This is a genomic window from Bradyrhizobium sp. LB13.1, assembly GCF_054056815.1.
In genome coordinates this window covers 5,167,739-5,184,822 of sequence record NZ_JBSRYQ010000001.1, presented here as the reverse complement: position 1 = coordinate 5,184,822, position 17,084 = coordinate 5,167,739, and the positions used below count along the sequence as shown (strand labels likewise).

General features: G+C 63.4%; 17 protein-coding genes, 1 tRNA gene and 2 pseudogenes. 14 read left to right on the top strand and 6 right to left on the bottom strand.

All coding sequences use genetic code 11. The annotated features are described in order from the left end of the window. Positions 1 to 48 precede the first annotated feature (48 nt). The 6 genes and pseudogenes from ACVWYI_RS24875 to ACVWYI_RS24850 all read left to right on the top strand — a co-directional run bounded on the left by ACVWYI_RS24875 (position 49) and on the right by ACVWYI_RS24850 (position 7,588). Positions 49 to 910: pseudogene (locus tag ACVWYI_RS24875) on the top strand (MaoC/PaaZ C-terminal domain-containing protein). 168 nt (positions 911 to 1,078) lie between these two features. Next, entirely contained in the window at positions 1,079 to 1,957 is an 879-nt protein-coding gene (locus tag ACVWYI_RS24870) for an SDR family oxidoreductase (protein WP_247445945.1), read from the top strand. A 65-nt stretch (positions 1,958 to 2,022) separates the two neighbouring features. After that, the gene (locus ACVWYI_RS24865; protein ID WP_456663458.1) at positions 2,023 to 2,976 is read left to right on the top strand and encodes a dihydrodipicolinate synthase family protein; all 954 of its coding nucleotides are present in this window, start codon (positions 2,023 to 2,025) and stop codon (positions 2,974 to 2,976) included. Positions 2,977 to 2,980: 4 nt separating this feature from the next. Further along, positions 2,981 to 3,781 carry an NUDIX hydrolase gene (locus ACVWYI_RS24860; protein WP_456663457.1) on the top strand — a complete coding sequence of 267 codons (801 nt, stop codon included), beginning with the start codon at positions 2,981 to 2,983 and terminating at the stop codon, positions 3,779 to 3,781. Positions 3,782 to 3,861: 80 nt separating this feature from the next. Further along, entirely contained in the window at positions 3,862 to 4,776 is a 915-nt protein-coding gene (locus ACVWYI_RS24855; protein WP_456663456.1) for a DMT family transporter, read from the top strand. Positions 4,777 to 4,900: 124 nt separating this feature from the next. Then, positions 4,901 to 7,588, top strand: coding sequence for a PAS domain S-box protein (locus ACVWYI_RS24850; protein ID WP_456663455.1), 2,688 nt, complete (start codon positions 4,901 to 4,903; stop codon positions 7,586 to 7,588). Between the two features lie 100 nt (positions 7,589 to 7,688). Here ACVWYI_RS24850 and ACVWYI_RS24845 read toward each other — a convergent pair whose 3' ends face one another. Further along, entirely contained in the window at positions 7,689 to 8,039 is a 351-nt protein-coding gene (locus ACVWYI_RS24845) for a GrlR family regulatory protein (RefSeq protein ID WP_354052131.1), read from the bottom strand. Positions 8,040 to 8,296: 257 nt separating this feature from the next. Here ACVWYI_RS24845 and ACVWYI_RS24840 point away from each other — a divergent pair. After that, positions 8,297 to 8,589 (top strand): annotated as a pseudogene (locus tag ACVWYI_RS24840) (hypothetical protein); the annotation flags it as partial. 7 nt (positions 8,590 to 8,596) lie between these two features. Here the strand turns inward: ACVWYI_RS24840 and ACVWYI_RS24835 are convergent. After that, entirely contained in the window at positions 8,597 to 8,980 is a 384-nt protein-coding gene (locus tag ACVWYI_RS24835) for a VOC family protein (protein ID WP_247348395.1), read from the bottom strand. 180 nt (positions 8,981 to 9,160) lie between these two features. On the opposite strand from ACVWYI_RS24835, the gene ACVWYI_RS24830 reads away from it, so the two are divergent. The 4 genes from ACVWYI_RS24830 to ACVWYI_RS24815 all read left to right on the top strand — a co-directional run bounded on the left by ACVWYI_RS24830 (position 9,161) and on the right by ACVWYI_RS24815 (position 11,585). Further along, positions 9,161 to 9,733, top strand: coding sequence for a hypothetical protein (locus ACVWYI_RS24830; RefSeq protein WP_456664574.1), 573 nt, complete (start codon positions 9,161 to 9,163; stop codon positions 9,731 to 9,733). A gap of 159 nt (positions 9,734 to 9,892) precedes the next feature. Beyond that, positions 9,893 to 10,381: a hypothetical protein gene (locus ACVWYI_RS24825; protein ID WP_456663454.1), complete on the top strand. Its 489-nt coding sequence runs from the start codon at positions 9,893 to 9,895 to the stop codon at positions 10,379 to 10,381. Positions 10,382 to 10,534: 153 nt separating this feature from the next. After that, positions 10,535 to 10,611 (top strand) — tRNA-Arg (locus tag ACVWYI_RS24820). Positions 10,612 to 11,195: 584 nt separating this feature from the next. Further along, a complete protein-coding gene (locus ACVWYI_RS24815; RefSeq protein WP_354052135.1) occupies positions 11,196 to 11,585 on the top strand; it encodes a hypothetical protein in 390 nt (129 codons plus the stop codon). 486 nt (positions 11,586 to 12,071) lie between these two features. On the opposite strand, the gene ACVWYI_RS24810 is transcribed toward ACVWYI_RS24815, so the two are convergent. The 4 genes from ACVWYI_RS24810 to ACVWYI_RS24795 form a co-directional block, all read right to left on the bottom strand. Continuing rightward, positions 12,072 to 12,224: a hypothetical protein gene (locus ACVWYI_RS24810; protein ID WP_247348393.1), complete on the bottom strand. Its 153-nt coding sequence runs from the start codon at positions 12,222 to 12,224 to the stop codon at positions 12,072 to 12,074. Between the two features lie 175 nt (positions 12,225 to 12,399). Then, a complete protein-coding gene (locus ACVWYI_RS24805) occupies positions 12,400 to 13,365 on the bottom strand; it encodes a helix-turn-helix domain-containing protein (RefSeq protein ID WP_456663453.1) in 966 nt (321 codons plus the stop codon). Between the two features lie 288 nt (positions 13,366 to 13,653). Continuing rightward, positions 13,654 to 13,929, bottom strand: coding sequence for a hypothetical protein (locus ACVWYI_RS24800; RefSeq protein WP_247445921.1), 276 nt, complete (start codon positions 13,927 to 13,929; stop codon positions 13,654 to 13,656). 284 nt (positions 13,930 to 14,213) lie between these two features. Further along, on the bottom strand, positions 14,214 to 14,477 hold the full coding sequence (locus ACVWYI_RS24795; protein ID WP_456663452.1) for a hypothetical protein: 264 nt from the start codon (positions 14,475 to 14,477) through the stop codon (positions 14,214 to 14,216). Between the two features lie 306 nt (positions 14,478 to 14,783). On the opposite strand from ACVWYI_RS24795, the gene ACVWYI_RS24790 reads away from it, so the two are divergent. The 3 genes from ACVWYI_RS24790 to ACVWYI_RS24780 all read left to right on the top strand — a co-directional run bounded on the left by ACVWYI_RS24790 (position 14,784) and on the right by ACVWYI_RS24780 (position 17,049). After that, a complete protein-coding gene (locus ACVWYI_RS24790) occupies positions 14,784 to 15,230 on the top strand; it encodes a hypothetical protein (protein ID WP_247445919.1) in 447 nt (148 codons plus the stop codon). Positions 15,231 to 15,333: 103 nt separating this feature from the next. After that, on the top strand, positions 15,334 to 16,206 hold the full coding sequence (locus tag ACVWYI_RS24785) for a DMT family transporter (RefSeq protein WP_456663451.1): 873 nt from the start codon (positions 15,334 to 15,336) through the stop codon (positions 16,204 to 16,206). Positions 16,207 to 16,305: 99 nt separating this feature from the next. Beyond that, positions 16,306 to 17,049 (top strand): hypothetical protein, encoded by a 744-nt coding sequence (locus ACVWYI_RS24780; protein ID WP_456663450.1) that lies wholly within the window; start codon positions 16,306 to 16,308, stop codon positions 17,047 to 17,049. The last annotated feature ends 35 nt before the right edge of the window (positions 17,050 to 17,084 follow it).

Genomic DNA, 17,084 nt, shown 5'->3' with positions numbered 1-17,084 from the left:
CGCCTCCTCACCATGGGGATGAGAACCATCCGGAAGGAAACAAACAAAATGTCCGCCAGATACGAAGAGCTCAAAGGCCTGAAAAACATCGGCCAGAAATACGCCTACAGCGATCGCGAAGTCATGCTCTACGCCTACGGCATCGGCCTCGGCGCCGATCCGATGGACGAGAACGAGCTTGCCTTCGTCAACGAGGGCACGTTGACGCCGCGGCCGCTCAAGGTGGTGCCGACGTTCGCCTCCGTTGCGGCGTGGGGCGCAGGGCCCGGCGAAATGAGCCTCAATCGCGTGATGGTGGTCGATGGCGAGCGCGACATCACCTTCCACCAGCCGCTGCCGGTCGCCGCGCACATCACCGCCGATTCTTCCGTCGTCGAAGTCTACGACAAGGGCAAAGACAAGGGCGTAGTGATCAGTCACCAGACCGTGCTCAAGAACGAGAAGGGCGAGAAGCTGGCAACGCTGGTCGCCTCGCGCTTCGCCCGCGGCGATGGCGGCTTTGGCGGGCCGAACCTGACCCAGCCCGATCCGCACAAGATCCCGTCGCGCTCACCCGACAAGACCATCGACATCATCACGCGCCCCGACCAGGCGCTGGTCTATCGCCTCTGCGGCGACCGTAACCCGCTGCATTCCGATCCCGAATTTGCGAAGAAGGCCGGCTTCCCGCGCCCGATCCTGCACGGCATGTGCAGCCTACGGCATCACCTGCCGCGGCGTGCTCCAGACCTATGCCGATTACGACGCCTCCGCCTTCCGCCAGCACGTCGCGCGGTTCTCCTCGCCGGTCTATCCCGGCGAGACCGTGACAATGGACCTCTGGAAGGACGGCAACACGATCTCGTTCGAAGCCAAGGTGAAGTCGCGCGGCGTCACCGTGATCAAGAACGGCAAGACGGTGCTGGGTTAGGGCAGTCTCGTGCCCCGGACGCAGCGTAGCGCTTCTTCAGCGGTGCGCTGCAGAGCCGGGGTCTAGCGAGCCCAAGCAAAGAAAGAGCTGGGTCCCGGCTCTGCGACGCAGCGTTGCGCGCTGCATCGCGTCCGGGACACGAAAAAACAAAAACAGGGAGACGCCACCATGGGACTACTTGACGGCAAGGTCGCGCTGATCACCGGCGCGGGCGGGGGGCTCGGTGAGGCCTACGCAAAGCTGTTTGCGCGGGAAGGGGCGTCCGTCGTCGTCAACGATCTCGGTGGCCCCCGTGACGGCTCCGGCGCCGACAAGTCGATGGCGCAGACAGTGGTCGACGCGATCAGGGCCGATGGCGGCAAGGCGGTCGCCAACGGCGCCGACATCTCCAGCATGGAGGGCGGCCAGTCGCTATTCGACGACGCCATCAAGCATTTTGGCCGCGCCGACATCCTGGTCAACAATGCGGGCATTTTACGCGATCAGACCTTCTCCAAGGCCAGCGAGTCCGACTGGGACAAGGTCATCAAAGTGCATCTGAAGGGGACCTTTTGTTGCACCATGCCGGTGTTTCGCTGGATGCGGGAAAACGGCGGCGGCGTCATCGTCAACACCTCCTCGACCTCGGGCCTGATCGGCAATTTCGGCCAGACCAATTACGGCGCGGCCAAGGGCGGCATTTGGGGCCTGTCCAACGTGCTGGCGATCGAGGGCCGGAAATACAACATCCGGATCTGGACGCTCGCGCCGGGCGCGCTGACCCGCATGACCGCAGACCTGCCCCGCTATAAGGAGAACCCCGGTGCGGCGCTGGGGCCGGACGGCATCGCGCCGGCCGTGCTATACATGGTCAGCGATTTGTCGGGCGATCAGACCGGCAAGGTGCTGGGCGTATCCGGGCCCCGCGGCGTGCGCGAAATGCGGATGATGGAAATGGACGGCTGGAAACCGCCGCACACGGGCTGGAACGCCCGGGACATCGCTGAGCATGCCAAGGAGATCTTCTTCTCCGAGGAGCAGATCAAGATGGGCGCGCGACGGTTTTAGGCCATGGTCTCCCGGACCCCGCAACGCGCGAGCCCGGGGATCACGAACAAAGGATACAGGGACTGATGAAACTCACTGCCGACGCCAAGGGCACCTTCGCAATCGCGCCGACGCCGTTCCACGACGACGGCCGGATCGACGAGCGCTCGATCGACCGCTTGACCGATTTTTACGAGGAGGTCGGCTGCGACGGCGTCACAGTGCTGGGCATCCTTGGTGAGGCGCCGAAGCTCGATGCCGCCGAGGCCGAGCAGGTGGCGGTGCGCTTCGTCAAGCGTGCCAAGAAGATGCAGGTGATCGTCGGCGTCTCCGCGCCGGGCTTTGCCACCATGCGCTCACTTGCCAAAGCATCGATGGACGCCGGTGCGGCCGGTGTGATGATCGCGCCGCCGCCGTCGCTCCGCACCGACGACCAGATCGTCGGCTATTACAAGCAGGCGGCCGAGGCGATCGGTCCCGACGTGCCCTGGGTACTCCAGGACTATCCGCTGACCTTGACTGTGGTGTTCACCCCCGCCGTGATCCGCAAGATCGTCACGGACAATCCAAACTGCGTGATGCTCAAGCACGAGGACTGGCCGGGCCTGGAAAAGATATCGACGCTGCGCAGCTTCCAGAAGGACGGCTCGCTGCGACCGCTCTCGATCCTCTGCGGCAATGGCGGCACGTTCCTTGATTTCGAGATGGAGCGCGGCGCCGACGGTGCCATGACCGGCTACGCCTTCCCGGAGCTTCTGATCGACGTCGTGAACCTCTCGAAGGCCGGCAAGCGCGACGCCGCGCATGATCTGTTTGACGCGCATCTGCCGCTGATCCGCTACGAGCAGCAGCCGGGTGCAGGCCTTGCGGTGCGCAAATACGTGCTGCAGAGGCGCGGCATCATCGCCTCCAGCGCCCAGCGCAAGCCCGCCGCGACCATCACGCCGACGGCAAAGGCAGAGGTCGAGTACCTGCTGTCGCGCGCCGCTCGAATCGACAAGCGCGCCAACCTTGGGCCGCAATCCAGCGCCGCAGGTTAGTTGAATGGCCGAGGCCTCAGCATCACGTCCCGCATCGACGATCCTCCTGCTGCGCGACGGCGCAGCAGCGAAGGAAATCGAAGTCTTCATGATGGTCCGCCATCATCAGATCGAGTTCAATTCGGGCGCGCTGGTGTTTCCCGGCGGCAGCGTCGATGCCGGCGATCAGGAGATCGTCAAGCGCTCCGACCTGTATTCGGGCGGCGAGGGCCTGAGTGAATCGGACCGCGGATTTCGTATCGCCGCGATCCGCGAGACCTTTGAGGAGAGCGGCATTTTGCTGGCACGGTCGAAGGATTCGGGCACGCCTGTTGACGCCAGGCGCGCCGGCGAGATCGCCGATGCGCATCGCGTCGCGCTCAACGAGCAAAAGGTCAGCTTCCTGAGCATTCTGGCCGACAACGGTCTCCAGCTCGCGCTCGATACGCTCTTGCCTTACGCGCACTGGATCACGCCCGAGGGCATGCCAAAACGTTTCGATACCTGGTTCTTCCTCGCCGCAGCCCCGCCCGACCAGCTCGGCGCGCATGACGGCCGGGAATCGACCGACTCGATCTGGGTCTCCCCGCGCGAGGCAGTTGAGGGCGGCGAGAGCGGCCGCTTCAAGCTGCCGTTCCCGACCACACGTAATTTGATCCGGCTAGCCAAGCAGTCAAGCGTGAGCGCGGCGCTGGAGTACGCCCGCGGCATGTCCGTCGTGACGGTGATGCCTGTCATGACCAAGACCGAAACCGGCCGCCAGCTCCGCATCCCCCGCGAGGCCGGCTATGACGGCGAGGTGTTCGAGGTTGGGGCGGTCGGCTAGGACACTTCGACACACAACGAAGTATTGGCGAGGGCAGGCGCGCTAGTTTCCGTCTCTGACAACGGAACGGAGCGCGCGACATGGACAACCGGCAGGACAACAACGTCGCCGTCGAGCTGGCGCTGCTGCTCGCGCTCGCAACGCTCTGGGGCGGCTCCTACACCTTCATCAAGCTCGGCGTTGCCACCATTCCGCCGATCACGCTGATCGCAGCGCGCACCACGATTGCGGGCCTGCTGCTGCTCGCGATCATGTGGGCGAGGGGCATCAGGATGCCGACAGACGGCGCGACCTGGCAGCGCTTTGCCTTCCAGGCCGTGCTCAACAGCGTCATTCCCTGGACGCTGATCGCCTGGGGCGAGCGCCATGTCGACGCGTCGCTCGCGACCATCCTCAACTCGGCCGGCCCGATCTTCACCTTCCTGCTCACGGCCGTTGTGACCCGTCACGAGGCGACGACCCCGCGAAAGCTGGTCGGCGTGGTCTCCGGCATGGCCGGCATCCTGTTGATCGTCGGCGTCGATGCGTTCCATGATATCGGCAGCGGTCTCGTCGCGGAGGCCGCGATCGTCGCCGCCACCATCTGTTATGCCTGCGCCGCGATCTTCGGCCGCAGCTTCAAGGGCCTCGATCCCATGGCGCCGGCGGCCGGCTCGCTGCTGGCGGGGGCGGCGGCGCTGATCCCGGCCTCGCTGATCGTCGAACAGCCCTGGACGCTGTCTCCCTCCCAGAGCTCGGTGCTGGCGCTGCTCGCGCTTGCGACCTTCTCGACCGCCGCGGCCTTCGTGATCTATTTCCGCCTGATCCAGACCCTGGGCTCGGTCGGCACCACCGCGCAGGCCTATCTCCGCGTGCCGATCGGGGTTGCCATCAGCGTCGCCTTCCTCGGCGAGAGCCTGAGCCGGACCGCCTGGATCGGCCTTGCCTGCGTCGTCCTTGGCGTCGCCGCCATGACTATCCCGGCCCGGCGGCCGGCCAGCGTCAAAACGTCATAAAGCCGGGGCCAAGAAAGGCGGCGGGGCTGCAATATTAAGGATATTCGGCGGCTGACGCGTGTTCCCCCGGGGCCGCAATACGTCGTATATTGCGCCTCCAGCAGCCCCGGTCCTCAAATCACGAATGTCCGCCGAATTGACGCCGACCCCTGAGAAAAAGCGAATATTCTCGCTCTCCATCGGCCAGCTCACGTTCGGCAGCTTCCTTCTGGTGCTGGCGGTGATCATCGTGACCTCGACCGCGAGCGTGATTGCGATCCGGCACATCGACACGACCTTTGCCGAATTGCAGCGGCTCCAGAGCGTCGGCGACCTCGCCGAGGACATCGACCGCCGCATGAACGAGTTGCGGCTCGCCGCGCGCGATTTCGTCACCGACCCCGGCGCCGGCACCCAATTCAAGCAGGTGGGCGAGGCGGCCTCGACGCTCAGCGACATCCTGAAGAAGACCCGCATCGAGCTTGCGCCCGAGCAGCAGGACATGATCGACGGGGTTACCGAAAGGCTTGCGACCTATCGCAGCGGCCTGGAGCGGATCTCGACGCTGATTGATCGCCGCGCCCAGCTGCTCGCCGGCCTGCCGCCGCTGCGCGACCAATTCGATGTGGCGGTCGCGGGCACCGCCGACCGCGAGCTGGCCTCCCGCCTGTCGGAGGCGCAGAGCCGGATCGCGCTCGGACTGCTCGCGCGCAATCCGTCCGCGGCCGAGCAGGCGGCGCAGAGCATGCGGGCGATGGACATCGGCGATGCCGGGCTGAAATCGTCCGTCAATAATTATGCCGGGGCCATCATTGCGGTCGCGGTCCGGGAACGGCAGATCGCCGATATCGATCGCGAGGTGCTGGGAACCGAGGGCCGGCTGATCGGGCGCGTCACCGAATTGCTGCGCGAGGTCAGTGCCCGGCGCGGCCACGTGCTGTCGCGCGACTTCGCCCGGACGCTGACGGAGGCGCGCTGGCAGAGTATCGTGCTCGGCACCATCGGCGTGCTGATCGGCATTCTCGCGGCCGGCTTCGTGGTGCGGCGGACGGTCCGTCCGCTCGCCCAGATCGCACGGTCGATCCGCGCGCTCGCAGCAGGCGAGAAGAATACCTCGATCCCGTCCGCCGACGTCGACAACGAGATCGGCGACATCGCCCGCGCGGCCGAAGTGTTCCGCCGCGCGCTGGAGGAGGCCGACACGGCGCGCGAGGCAGCGGTGCGCGCGCTGACCGAGCAGCGCCTCGCCGAAGAGAGCTACCGAAAACTGTTCGAGGGCTCGGTCGACGGCATTTACGTGACGACACCGGCCGGTGATCTCCTCAACGCCAATCCGGCGCTGGCGCGGATGATGGGCTATGACAGCCCCAAGCAGCTCATCGACAGCATCGACGACATCGCCCACACCATCTACGTCAATCCCGAGGCGCGCGTCGAATATCAGCGGCTGATGGCCCGCGACGGCATCGTGCGCGAGTTCGAATACCAGGTACGCCAGCGCAGCGGCAACATCCTGTGGCTGTCCGACAGCGCCACCGGCGTCCCCGACGAGGCGGGCAACATCGTCCGCTACGAAGGCACGCTGCGCGACATCACCGACCAGAAGCGGGCGGAAGACGCCATCGCCGAAGGACGGCGCCTGCTCCAGCAGGTCATCGACACCGTGCCGGCAGTGATCAACGTCAAGGACCGCGACCTGCGCTACGTGCTGATGAACCGCTACATGGCCGGGATCTTCGGCATCGAGCCCGGCGATGCGCTCGGCCGCACCACGGCGGATCTGATGTCGCGCTACGGTGCAGCCAAGACCGACGAGAACGACAAGCGCGTGCTCAGGCTTCGAAAAGGTCTCGGCTTCTACGAAGAGGAGTACAAGGATTCTTCCGGCCACATGCGGCAATGGCTGGTCAATAAGCTGCCGCTGCTCGATATCGAGGGCGAGATCGAGCGGATCGTCACCGTGGCGCTCGACATCGGCGAGCGCAAGCGCGGCGAGCAGGAGATGCGCAAAGCCAAGGAATCCGCCGAGACCGCGCTGCGCAATCTGCGCGAGACTCAGGCCTCGCTGATAGAGGCGGAAAAGCTGGCGGCGCTCGGGCGCCTCGTCGCCGGCGTCGCCCACGAGGTCAACAATCCCGTCGGCATCAGCCTCACGGTTGCCTCCGCGCTGGAGCGCAAGACCGCGATGTTCACCGCCGAGGTCGAGCGCGGCGAGCTGCGCCGCTCTACGCTCAACGACTTCCTTCACACCAGCCGCGACGCGTCCTCGCAGCTCGTCTCCAATCTCAACCGCGCCGCCGAGCTGATCCAGTCGTTCAAGCAGGTCGCCGCCGACCGCAACTATTCGGATCAGCGCAGCTTCGATCTCGGTGACCTCACCGAGCAGGTAGTGATGAGTCTGCGGCCCGGCCTGCGCAAGCACAATTTGACGCTCAATGTCGAATGCCAGCCTGATCTGACCATGAACAGCTATCCCGGACCGTACGGCCAGGTGCTGACCAATCTGTTTCTCAACGCGGTGGCGCACGCTTTCCCGGACGGACGGCCGGGGACCATCGACATCCAGGTGCGCGAGTCCGGCAAGGACAATGTCGAGATCACCTTCTCCGACAATGGTTGCGGCATGTCGCTCGACGTTCGCCGACGTGCATTTGATCCGTTCTTCACGACGCGGCGCGACCAGGGCGGCACCGGTCTCGGGCTGCACATCGTCTACAGCATTGTCACGAACCGGCTCGGCGGACGGCTGGATCTCGATTCCGAGCCGGGCAGCGGCACACGCATCCAGATCATCCTGCCGCGCGTGGCGCCGCTCGAGCAGGCCGCGGAATAGCTGGAGCGTTTTCGGGCGAAGTGGATATCGGTTCGCGAAGAAAACGCTTCAAAACAAAATCTGGAGCTTCGGTTCTGATTCAATCAGAACCGATAATCCCCTAGTCGGCCTCTGCGAGCTTGTGCAGCGTCGCGCCGAAAATCTGGCTGGCCTTGCCGACCAGCGCGGTGCCGGTCATGTCCCCGCGCGTCTCCGTGAAAGTGCCGCTGACGCCGATGCCGACCGCGGCAGGGCCACCGAACAGCGGATTGTCGTCGCCCCGCGGCGAGGTGTGACGCTGGACCAGCACCTCGCCCTTGAAGGTGTTGTCCTTCACCGTGTAGCGGCCGGTGTAATAGAGGTAGGCATCGCCGCCAAGAATCTTGCCGTCGCGAAAAAGAATCACGCCACTGCCCTTGCCGACTCGACCATCGAGCAGGTTCACGTGAATTGAATAGAGGCCGTTCTTCATAACGTCCCGAGGCCGGCCGCCATCGCCCAATGGCGTAACCGGTAGGGCATTTATGCCAAAGCGCATCCGCTCACGCAACGCGGGAGTTTGGCCGCCGGCCGTGCGGGCCTGCCCGTGAGCCGTAGTTGTCCCGGATTGTCTATGACACCGTCATGACGGTCTGATCATGAAGCGAGGCCTGTCGTTGCTAATCAGGTTGGCCCGCGAAATGCATAACTATCGTTGCACTGGCCGCGGGGTGCTGGAGCAAGGCAAACGTGAGCAACTGGATCGATTCCGGCGGCGAATGAGCCGCGTCTGCACAGTGCGCGTCCCACGATTTGCGAAACACGACAACGGCGGGTTGGCGGCGCGGCACGCTGGCGAAACGTGGCGAGCCTCCGCTTGCGCCTTGGCCCTGATTGCGCTCGCAGCCCCCTCCGCGCACGCGCGAGACCGCGACCAGTTCGTCAACACCAGTGCCGAATTGAAGGCCTGGTTCGACGGACTGCGCAGCGGCGAGGGGCCTTGCTGTTCCGATGCCGACGGCTCGGCGCTCTCGGACACCGACGCGCCGTTCAGGTATATTTCTTGTCGCGCTCGAGCAGCTCGATGGAGATGCCTTCGGGGCCGCGGATGAAGCAGATGCGCACGCCGGGGCGGATCGTGGTCGGCTCGCGCGTGAAGGTGACGCCCTTGGCCTTGATCTCGGCCGCGACGGCGTCGATGTCCTTCACCGTGAGACCTAAATGGTCGAGGCCCTGGTGCGGGTGCGGCGGCGGGGGGTTGACCGCATTGTCGCCCTCGAGCGGTGCAATGAAGATTTTTGCGCCACCGAGATTCACGTCGATCCGTCCCGGTGCGTGCACGATCTCGCCACCGAGGATGTCCCGCAACCAGGCCGCCGTAGCCTCCGGATCGGGGCTGCGCAGATGGACGTGATCCCAAGTGACGACTGGCATGTCATGTTCTCCCGACGTGTCTTCGATGTTGCGGCGCATGTTAGCGGCCCCGGCCGGTGACCGCCACCGCCCTTGCCGATTCGATAGCTGCGCGGGAACCTTAGTTGGTCTTCCAGATTAAGGTAAACAGTGGCCGAGTCCGTCGTCGAACGTGCTTCCGCCGCTATCGGTGATGCAATCATGAATGCTGGGTTTGACCGCATCGGGTTGAGGCGTTTCGCCGGAACCGGCGAGCGACTGGCACGGGCCGTGACGATCGCGAGCGTCTCATTTGGGCGGGTCCTGCTGTGGACGTTGGCGGCCATGATCGTCGGTTGCGGCGTCTGGATGATGCTTCCACTCTCCAGAGGCAATAGTGCCGAGCCGGTGACGTCCGACGTGGCAGCGGTCGAGACGGCGCCTTCGGGCAAAGCGGCAGAAGCCGTGTCGCCGGCTTCCGAAGCTCAGATTCCGGCAATGGCAGAACTCGGTCGGATGAGGATTTCATCGCAGACCTGGCGCCGCGGCGGCCTTGGCTCGAAGGCGCTGGTGACCTTCACGTTGCGAAACGACAATGACTATGCCGTAAAGGATGTCGAGATCGTCTGCGCTTTTGCCCGGCGCGACGGCAGTCATCTCACCGACCGCAGCCGCGTTCTGGCGGACCCGGTCAGCATGAAGAGCCGCAAGACTTTTGCGCGCATTCCCGTCGGATTCGTTAACGTGAATGCCGATCAGGCGAAGTGTTCGCTTGTGGCCGCGCGTCGTGCGTGAGGGCGGCATTTTCCGATAGCGGAAAAGTTACTGTCCTTAGGCCTTGGACCAGAAACTTGGCGTCGCCATTTGAACCGAACGGCTGGGCCAGGAACCAATTGAATGATCGCCTGTTAAGACGGAGAGCCCTCGCGGGATGCGACGGGCGGAGCGCGGCCAATGCCCATCTTTCGGTATTTCATGTTTGTCGGTGGAGCTCTGCTCGCACTGCTGTTCGCGGCGAACTACGTTCTGCCCGCTTCGCCTGTGACGCAGGCTGTCGCAACCGCGAGCAACGAACAGCCGTTGATCCGGATCCGGTCCGATCGCCACCTGCCAGAGCGCGTCGTGCTCGATACCAGTCAGCCGACGATCGCCGCGCCTGCGGTGGAGATCGCCGCTGTCGTGGCTCCCAAGCCGCTTGTGGAGGGCGTGTCGCCGGCTTTGGCCGAGATGTCGGCCAAGACGCGGGTCCGCGAGACGTTCGCCCAATTTACGCCGGCCGGAAAGGCCGATACCCGCGGAGCCGGGAAGACCGATCCCAAGCTGCAGGCTCCAGCTCATCCCAGGCGCAAGGTCGCCAGAGCGCATCCGGCGCCGCAGCAGGGTCGGCCGATGATGGTGATGGCGCAGCAGCCGCATTTCGGTTTCTTCAACAGCACCTGGTAAGAGCTCGTCTGACCCGTCTCGAATCGGCACCGGAAGGGCTTTTTATTGGCCGGCCTCTCTGCTAATTCGAACCCATCCGAACGTCGTCCGGCCTGCTGGCTCGCAAGCAGCGGTCCTTTGGCGTCTCGGTTGCGGCCCATTGCCTGGGCCAGGGCGCTCGTAGCTCAGCTGGATAGAGCATCGGATTTCGATTCCGAGGGCCGGGAGTTCGAATCTCTCCGAGCGCACCACTTAAGCGACTGAGCGACGCGAGAACGCGCGTCAGTGAATTTTTGAAAGATCAGCGGTACAGGCCGCGGGTTCACGGCGATTACAGCCTGAATAGCCCGGTGGGCGTGACGAAGACGGATGCGGATCGCCTTTGGCCTGAAGCGACAACCCGAAAATATGGTGACCCGCTTCACTTGGCGGTCCTAGCACTCCCGGCGCTCTGATCCGCAATTGAATCGGCAGCCGGGAGCATTGGGGCTGGAAAGCGAGCCGTTCCATGTTCGCCTCTTAACGACAATTGGTAGAAAGGCGGACTCCGGTAGTTGTACCGACTCCATTTTTGGAACGGGGTGTTCTACTGTGTGAACACCGGCGAGATTTAAGTACTCATCAATTTTCAGTTGTCCGGGATGGCCGCAGTGGGGGGCTGGAACCACCCTGCGGCCTTTCCCCATTGGTCCAAGCGTAACCCGGTGGCTTTTTTGTTCCAGAGCGGGAACTGAACTTACGTTCTTCCGTTTTGGAGTCGTCAATACGGCTCACGGAGTGCGACATGACTGAGCACCGCCGCAGAGTGAAGTAAACCCGCTCCCTGGAAGAACGAATGGCCGAACTGGCCGCCGAGCTGAAAGACCAAGCCAATCAATTGCCCGCTGGCGCGGAGCGCGAGCGCCTTCTCAGGAAGGCGCGGTTCGCGGAAACGGGCGCGCGCCTCAGTGATTGGGTTTCCTCGTCCGTTTGCGGCCTCCGGAGTAAGGCCGCATCTTCGGCGGCATGCCGGCTACGATCAATCTGCGGCTGTTGCGTCGTTCCTATTCTGGCATGGTTGGCGGCCTGTTTTGCGAGTGCAAGTTCAGGCTGGCGGGCCTATGACCACGTACTCGAACGCCACGCCCTCGGATCGTTCTCATCGAGCCAAGCCTTGGCGGCGTCCTCGGTCGAGAAGATTTTGATGTGCTCGACCTCGCCAACTTGCATGGCGGTGTTCACATAGACGAAGACGGTGGCCCCCCAAAGCGTGCGTGCAACCATGTGGTCAGCTTGGGCCAGCTTCTTAGCGGCTTCATCGAAGTCGCCCCAAAAGGACGGGTGCGACGGTATTATCCGATAGCCGCTGAGGCGGGGGCTGCGTCGGTGTAGCCATCGACGCATTGAGGCGAGTGCAGATATTGGAAGCTAATTCGTTAGCTCTGCGGGGGGCAACTTGGCGTCGTCTCGCAGCAATTGCGATATGATCCGCTCGATCCGGACGGCGTCCAATCTTATGTCAGCCATCGATTTCTCCGGTGCAACGTTCTGAACGTGCGAAATTCTCCAATGCTGTCAATGCGTGAACGGATCGGGAAAGTTCAGAACGTGCGTTGATTTTGCTGGTCGGCTGGGCGGAGTTCGATTCCGAGGGCCGGGAGTTCGAATCTCTCCGAGCGCGCGAATTCTCAGGCCAGAGTTTTTCGGATCTGGCCGCGGCCGGGAGCCGCCGCTACTTGCCCTGGATCTTCAGCCCGTTGGGACCGACATTGATTTGCAGGCCGTCGGGCTGCTTCTTCGTCTGGTAAAGATTGTAGCCGAGCACGGCCGCCGTGACGACCAGAGCACCGATGATCAGAAACAATAGATTGCGGCTGATGGACATTCTTTTCCCTGAACCACTTGGTTGACCGCGAGAAAAACCCCGCGCATGGGGGCGCGGGGTGCATCGATACGCCTCGGGGCTGGCGGCGCACTGCGTTGACTGGGATAATGCGGCTCGAAGGAACTGGTTCCCCGTGCGGCTGGCGCCGCATGTGCAAGGCCGGAGCCGTGTCTGGTCAGTCTGCCGGCGAACCCGTGTGCCGGCCCCTTGCCAGCGTGTCCGAGGGCGACTCGCGAAATGTCGCGCGGTAAGCTGCGGCAAACTCGCCGAGGTGATGGAAGCCCTGGGCGCGCGCGCATGAGGCGACGGTGGCGCCGCCGCCTTTGAGGAGCTGGGCGCGGGTGGCCCACAACCTTTTCAGGCGGATGTAGTGGTGCAGGCTCATGCCGCGTACCTTGCTGACGGCGCCGCCAAGCGTCCGGATCGAGACGCCAAATTCACCGGCAAGATCGGCTGTGTAGATCGGAGCAGTCGGATGTGCCGCGACGTAATCGTCGATCCGCTGCACGAGTTTGATCGATCGCTCGCCCTGGACCGAGGCACTCCGGTCGGGGAGCGGATCGATTCGAAACAGATCGTCGAGCGCGAGCAGCAGGCCTTCCTGGAGATGGCCGGCGACCTCGGTGGTTTCGAACAGCAACGGCTGCATCGACGCGGTTCGCAGAATGTCGAGCAGGAGTTGCCGTATGTGGAGCAAAGCGGGCCGGTTCGCGACATAGGCCCGCAAATCGTCGGCCCGATCGAACCAACCCCGGTCTCTCAGGCCGGGTGAGAGGATGATCATCGCATGATGATTGGTCTGGGGCTCGACGAAATGGCATTCATCGTTGCCGCGGAGCGCAACGAAGAAGCGCGCGTCGAGATCCATTCCCTTGGAATTGACCTGAAGGTCGTCCGTCATGGACAGGATCACCATCCCGCCGGGCATCCGATAGGCGGTGTCGAGGATGCGCGCGAACGAGCGCATCAGGACGATGCGGCACGCCGGCAGGGAGACGACGGCACGGGCCGCGGCGAAGTTCGGGACGTCGAGCGGAATGCTTCTCGCATCCTCCATCGTTTCGATCGGCCAAAATGCATCGACGTCGGCAAAGCCGATCAGTTGAAGCGCTGAAGATGGGGCGAGGCCGTCGAACAACATGTGTCTGGCCGGATGCTGCAATGTGACAATCAAATGAACGTCAGTACATCGCCATCAATGGCGAAACATCGCGCTTCAGTAAACCGGATTCCGGGCCGTAGTATTGCGGACATCATGGCATGAAGCCCGGCAGATCGATCTCGTCGTCAACGGTCTCGGCTCATCGGCCGGCCGGAGGCGAGGTCGATGAAATGGAGCCGCGTGCAGGCGGGACAAGGTCCGGACCAACCGCGACCGCGACATCCATGATCTCGCAAAAGCGAAGGGGCCCGGAGGGCCCCTTTAAACTTACCAGCGGCGATAGCGTGGTCCGTAATAGCGCGGCCCACCATAATAGCGTGGCGCATATCGGCGACCGTAATAGGGGGCCGGCGCGCCGTAGTACCCATAGTAGTTCGGGCGCCAGAAACAGCGTCCCCAGGCGTCGCAGACCATGCGGACCTGCTCGACGTCCGAGACCTGCGGCGTCGCCGGAGCAGGCGCGATGGGCATGGCAGACGCCGCCGGTGATGCTGCCAAGGCACCCAACAAGGACGCGGCGACGAGGCCAATTCTAAGATTCATGATGTGTCTTCCTCCGCTTACGCAGTACAGGATATCGAAGTTTGTTTCTGATCAAATTGTGGCGGAACCAAAATGCAATGCTGATGAACAAGTCTTCAGCCAGTCCACCGCAGGCCAGACCGTTAGCTCCGCCAAGGCTATACGAGCCTCGAGCCCCCTAAATGTTGGGCTTGCATCGGCGCCGCCGCGACCTCGTCAAGCTGCCGGTCTACGAAATCGAGAAGCAATTGCTGCTGTCGAGCGCCGCCAAATAGCGGCACCCGCAGAGCACCTGCTGGGGCCCCTCAGAAGCAGGGATGCCGGCGGCGATCCTGGCCGACATAGGCGGCCGCGCTGCGGTAGCAATGGTTGGTCGACGGGCCGTCGTAAAAGGCGAAGGTACCGGGGGTGATGCCGGGCCCGTAATTGTGCAGGTAGCTGATCGAGTAGGGCAGCGGGTTCGCGTGGTAGCGGTGGTACCGGTGATGTCCCCGCGCCTCTGCGAGGCCAGGGGCAAGGATTGCGGCCGACAGGGCAGCAACCGCGGCTACAAGCTTCAACTTGCTCATCTCGAATCTCCGGAACCCGCACGAATAGGTCAGCCGTTTATAGCCATTTCGGGCCGCCGGAACACCCGTCAGGCACCCGGAAATCAAGGCCAACCCCACAAATTCCCGGGTGGGTGTGACACAATTGCCGGACATGGGGTCGAAGCCTGCCCATTTTTGGCCTTTTCGAGATGCTTAACGAATTTCCCACACAAGTATGACCAAAGAGAATTCGGTTAAGAATCTTGCCGCCGGCTCGAAGGATCATCATCTTTGGGATCCCACGAGGCCGGTCCCATTCCTGAAGGTTTTCGCCGTCACCTCGCCATGCGCATCACGCTTCTGAGCCTGCTGTTGCTCTCGGTTGTCGCCGCCACGCCGGCGCGCGCCGAGCTGCACATCACCCGCGACCACGGCGGCTATGTCGAGGAGTACAAGGCCAAGTACAAGCGCGTCCGCGAGAAGGGCGAGCGCGTCATCATCGACGGCATCTGCAACTCGGCCTGCACCCTGGTGCTCGGTATCGTGCCGATGAACAAGATCTGCGTGACGCCCCGCGCCAGCCTCGGCTTCCACCAGGCCTATTACGACAAGGCCTTCACCTTCGGGATCAAGGTCACCAGCGCGGAGGGGACGTCCGATCTGATGGCCTATTATCCCGACACGGTGAAGGACTGGATTCGCCGCAATGGCGGGCTCACAACCGACATGAAAAAGATCAAGAACGGTGTCGAGCTCTGGAAGATCATCGATCCCTGTCCCGAAGAATGGTGAGCGGCTGAGCCGTCACTGTCCGTCGCAGCGCAGCATCGTCCGTACGAAATTGGCCTAAATTCGCATTGCCGCATGGGCCGCCGGTGGGGCAATGAGGGCGGCAATGAATAATAATCAAGAAGCCCTGACCGCCCGCGCCGCGCCGATCCTGTTCGTCCTGCTCTGGAGCACCGGCTTCATCGGCACCAAATACGTCATCAACAACGCCGATCCCTTGACCTACCTCGCCATCCGCATGGCGATCGTGGTCGGCCTGATGGCGATCATCGCCGCAATCGCGCGACCGAAATGGCCGGACCGTATCGGCATCGCGCACAGCGCGGTTGCCGGCATTCTCGTCCATGGCTTCTATCTCGGCGGCACTGCGATCGCGATCGCGCACTCAATTCCGGCCGGGCTCTCTGCGCTGATTCCGGGCCTTCAGCCGATCCTGACCTCGACCATCGCTAACCGCTGGCTCGGCGAGAAGGTGACGCCGGTGCAATGGGCAGGCCTGATGCTTGGCCTCGGCGGCGTGGTGCTGATCCTGCACGGCCGTCCCATGACCGGCGAAGCCGGGCTCGGCTGGCTCGCCTCGGTGGTCTCGCTGATCAGCATCACGCTCGGCACGCTCTATCAGCGCCGCTACTGCAACCACATCGACTGGCGCGCCGGCAATCTCGTGCAATATGTAGCCGTGACGATCTTCTTCGCGGCCGGTGCCTTCCTGTTCGAGGACCGCGTGGTGCATTGGACGCGGGAGTTCATGCTCGCGCTGGCCTGGCTCGCCGTGGCGCTCTCGATCGGGTCGATCAGGCTGCTGTACTGGCTGATCCGCAACGCCGCCGCCACGTCGGTTGCGAGCCTGTTCTACCTGGTGCCCGCCGTCACTGCGCTGATGGCCTATCTCCTGTTCGGAGAAAAGCTCGATGCGCTGGCGATCGCCGGCATGACGATGTGCGCGGCAGCGGTGTTCGTGGTCAACCGACGCTTCTAGCGCCGGCAGGCCGGTCCGTCTGGAATACATCCCTGACGTGCGCGGCATGTTCGTGCTAGGGTCGGCGTATTTCAGTGTCCCTTTCACAGGTGGTTTTCCATGAAGAAGGCGAGACGCGCACTGCTCGGCAGGTCCCTGAAGCCGGTCCGGATTGCCTGCATCAACTACGCGGAGCCGACGATCAGCGGCCGCAAAATGGCCAAGCTCACTGCGGCGCTCCAGAAATGCTACGACAAGCATTTCCTGCCGGTGTGGGGCTATCCGGTCGACCTTTATGTCACCGAAAGGCCGAGGCCAAGCGATTGGCAGCTGGTCTACTTTGACGAGGCCTCCCACAAGAACATGCTCGGCCGCCATGAGCTGACGTATCGCCGCCAGCCGATCTCAAAGATCTTCGTCAAGGCGCTGGGCAGCGAGCCGGTCAGCGTGGCGGCCTCGCACGAGCTGTTCGAGATGGTGCTCGATCCCATGGCCAATCTCTGGGCCGACAAAAATCCGAACACCCAATATGCCTATGAGGTCTGTGACGCGGTGGAGGAGGATTCCTTCTTCGTCGCCGGCTTTGAGATGTCGAACTTCGTCTATCCGTCCTGGTTCGAACCGTTCAAGCATCCCCGAGGCACCAAGTTCGACCACAAGGGGACGCTGACCGAGCCGTTCTCGATGACCGAGGGCGGCTACGTCATCAAGCGGGTCAACGGCCGGAAGGTGATCAAGGCGTTCGGCTCGCCTGAGAAACGGCGGAGCTTCGCCAAGGAGGACCGGCGCGGCCATCGCAGCGAATTTCGCGATCCGCAAGGCGAGCATCACCCCGGCCGGCGCGCAGCCAAGAGGCGAGGGTAGGATATCGCTGGAGCTGTCTCCGGGCGCGTCCGCAC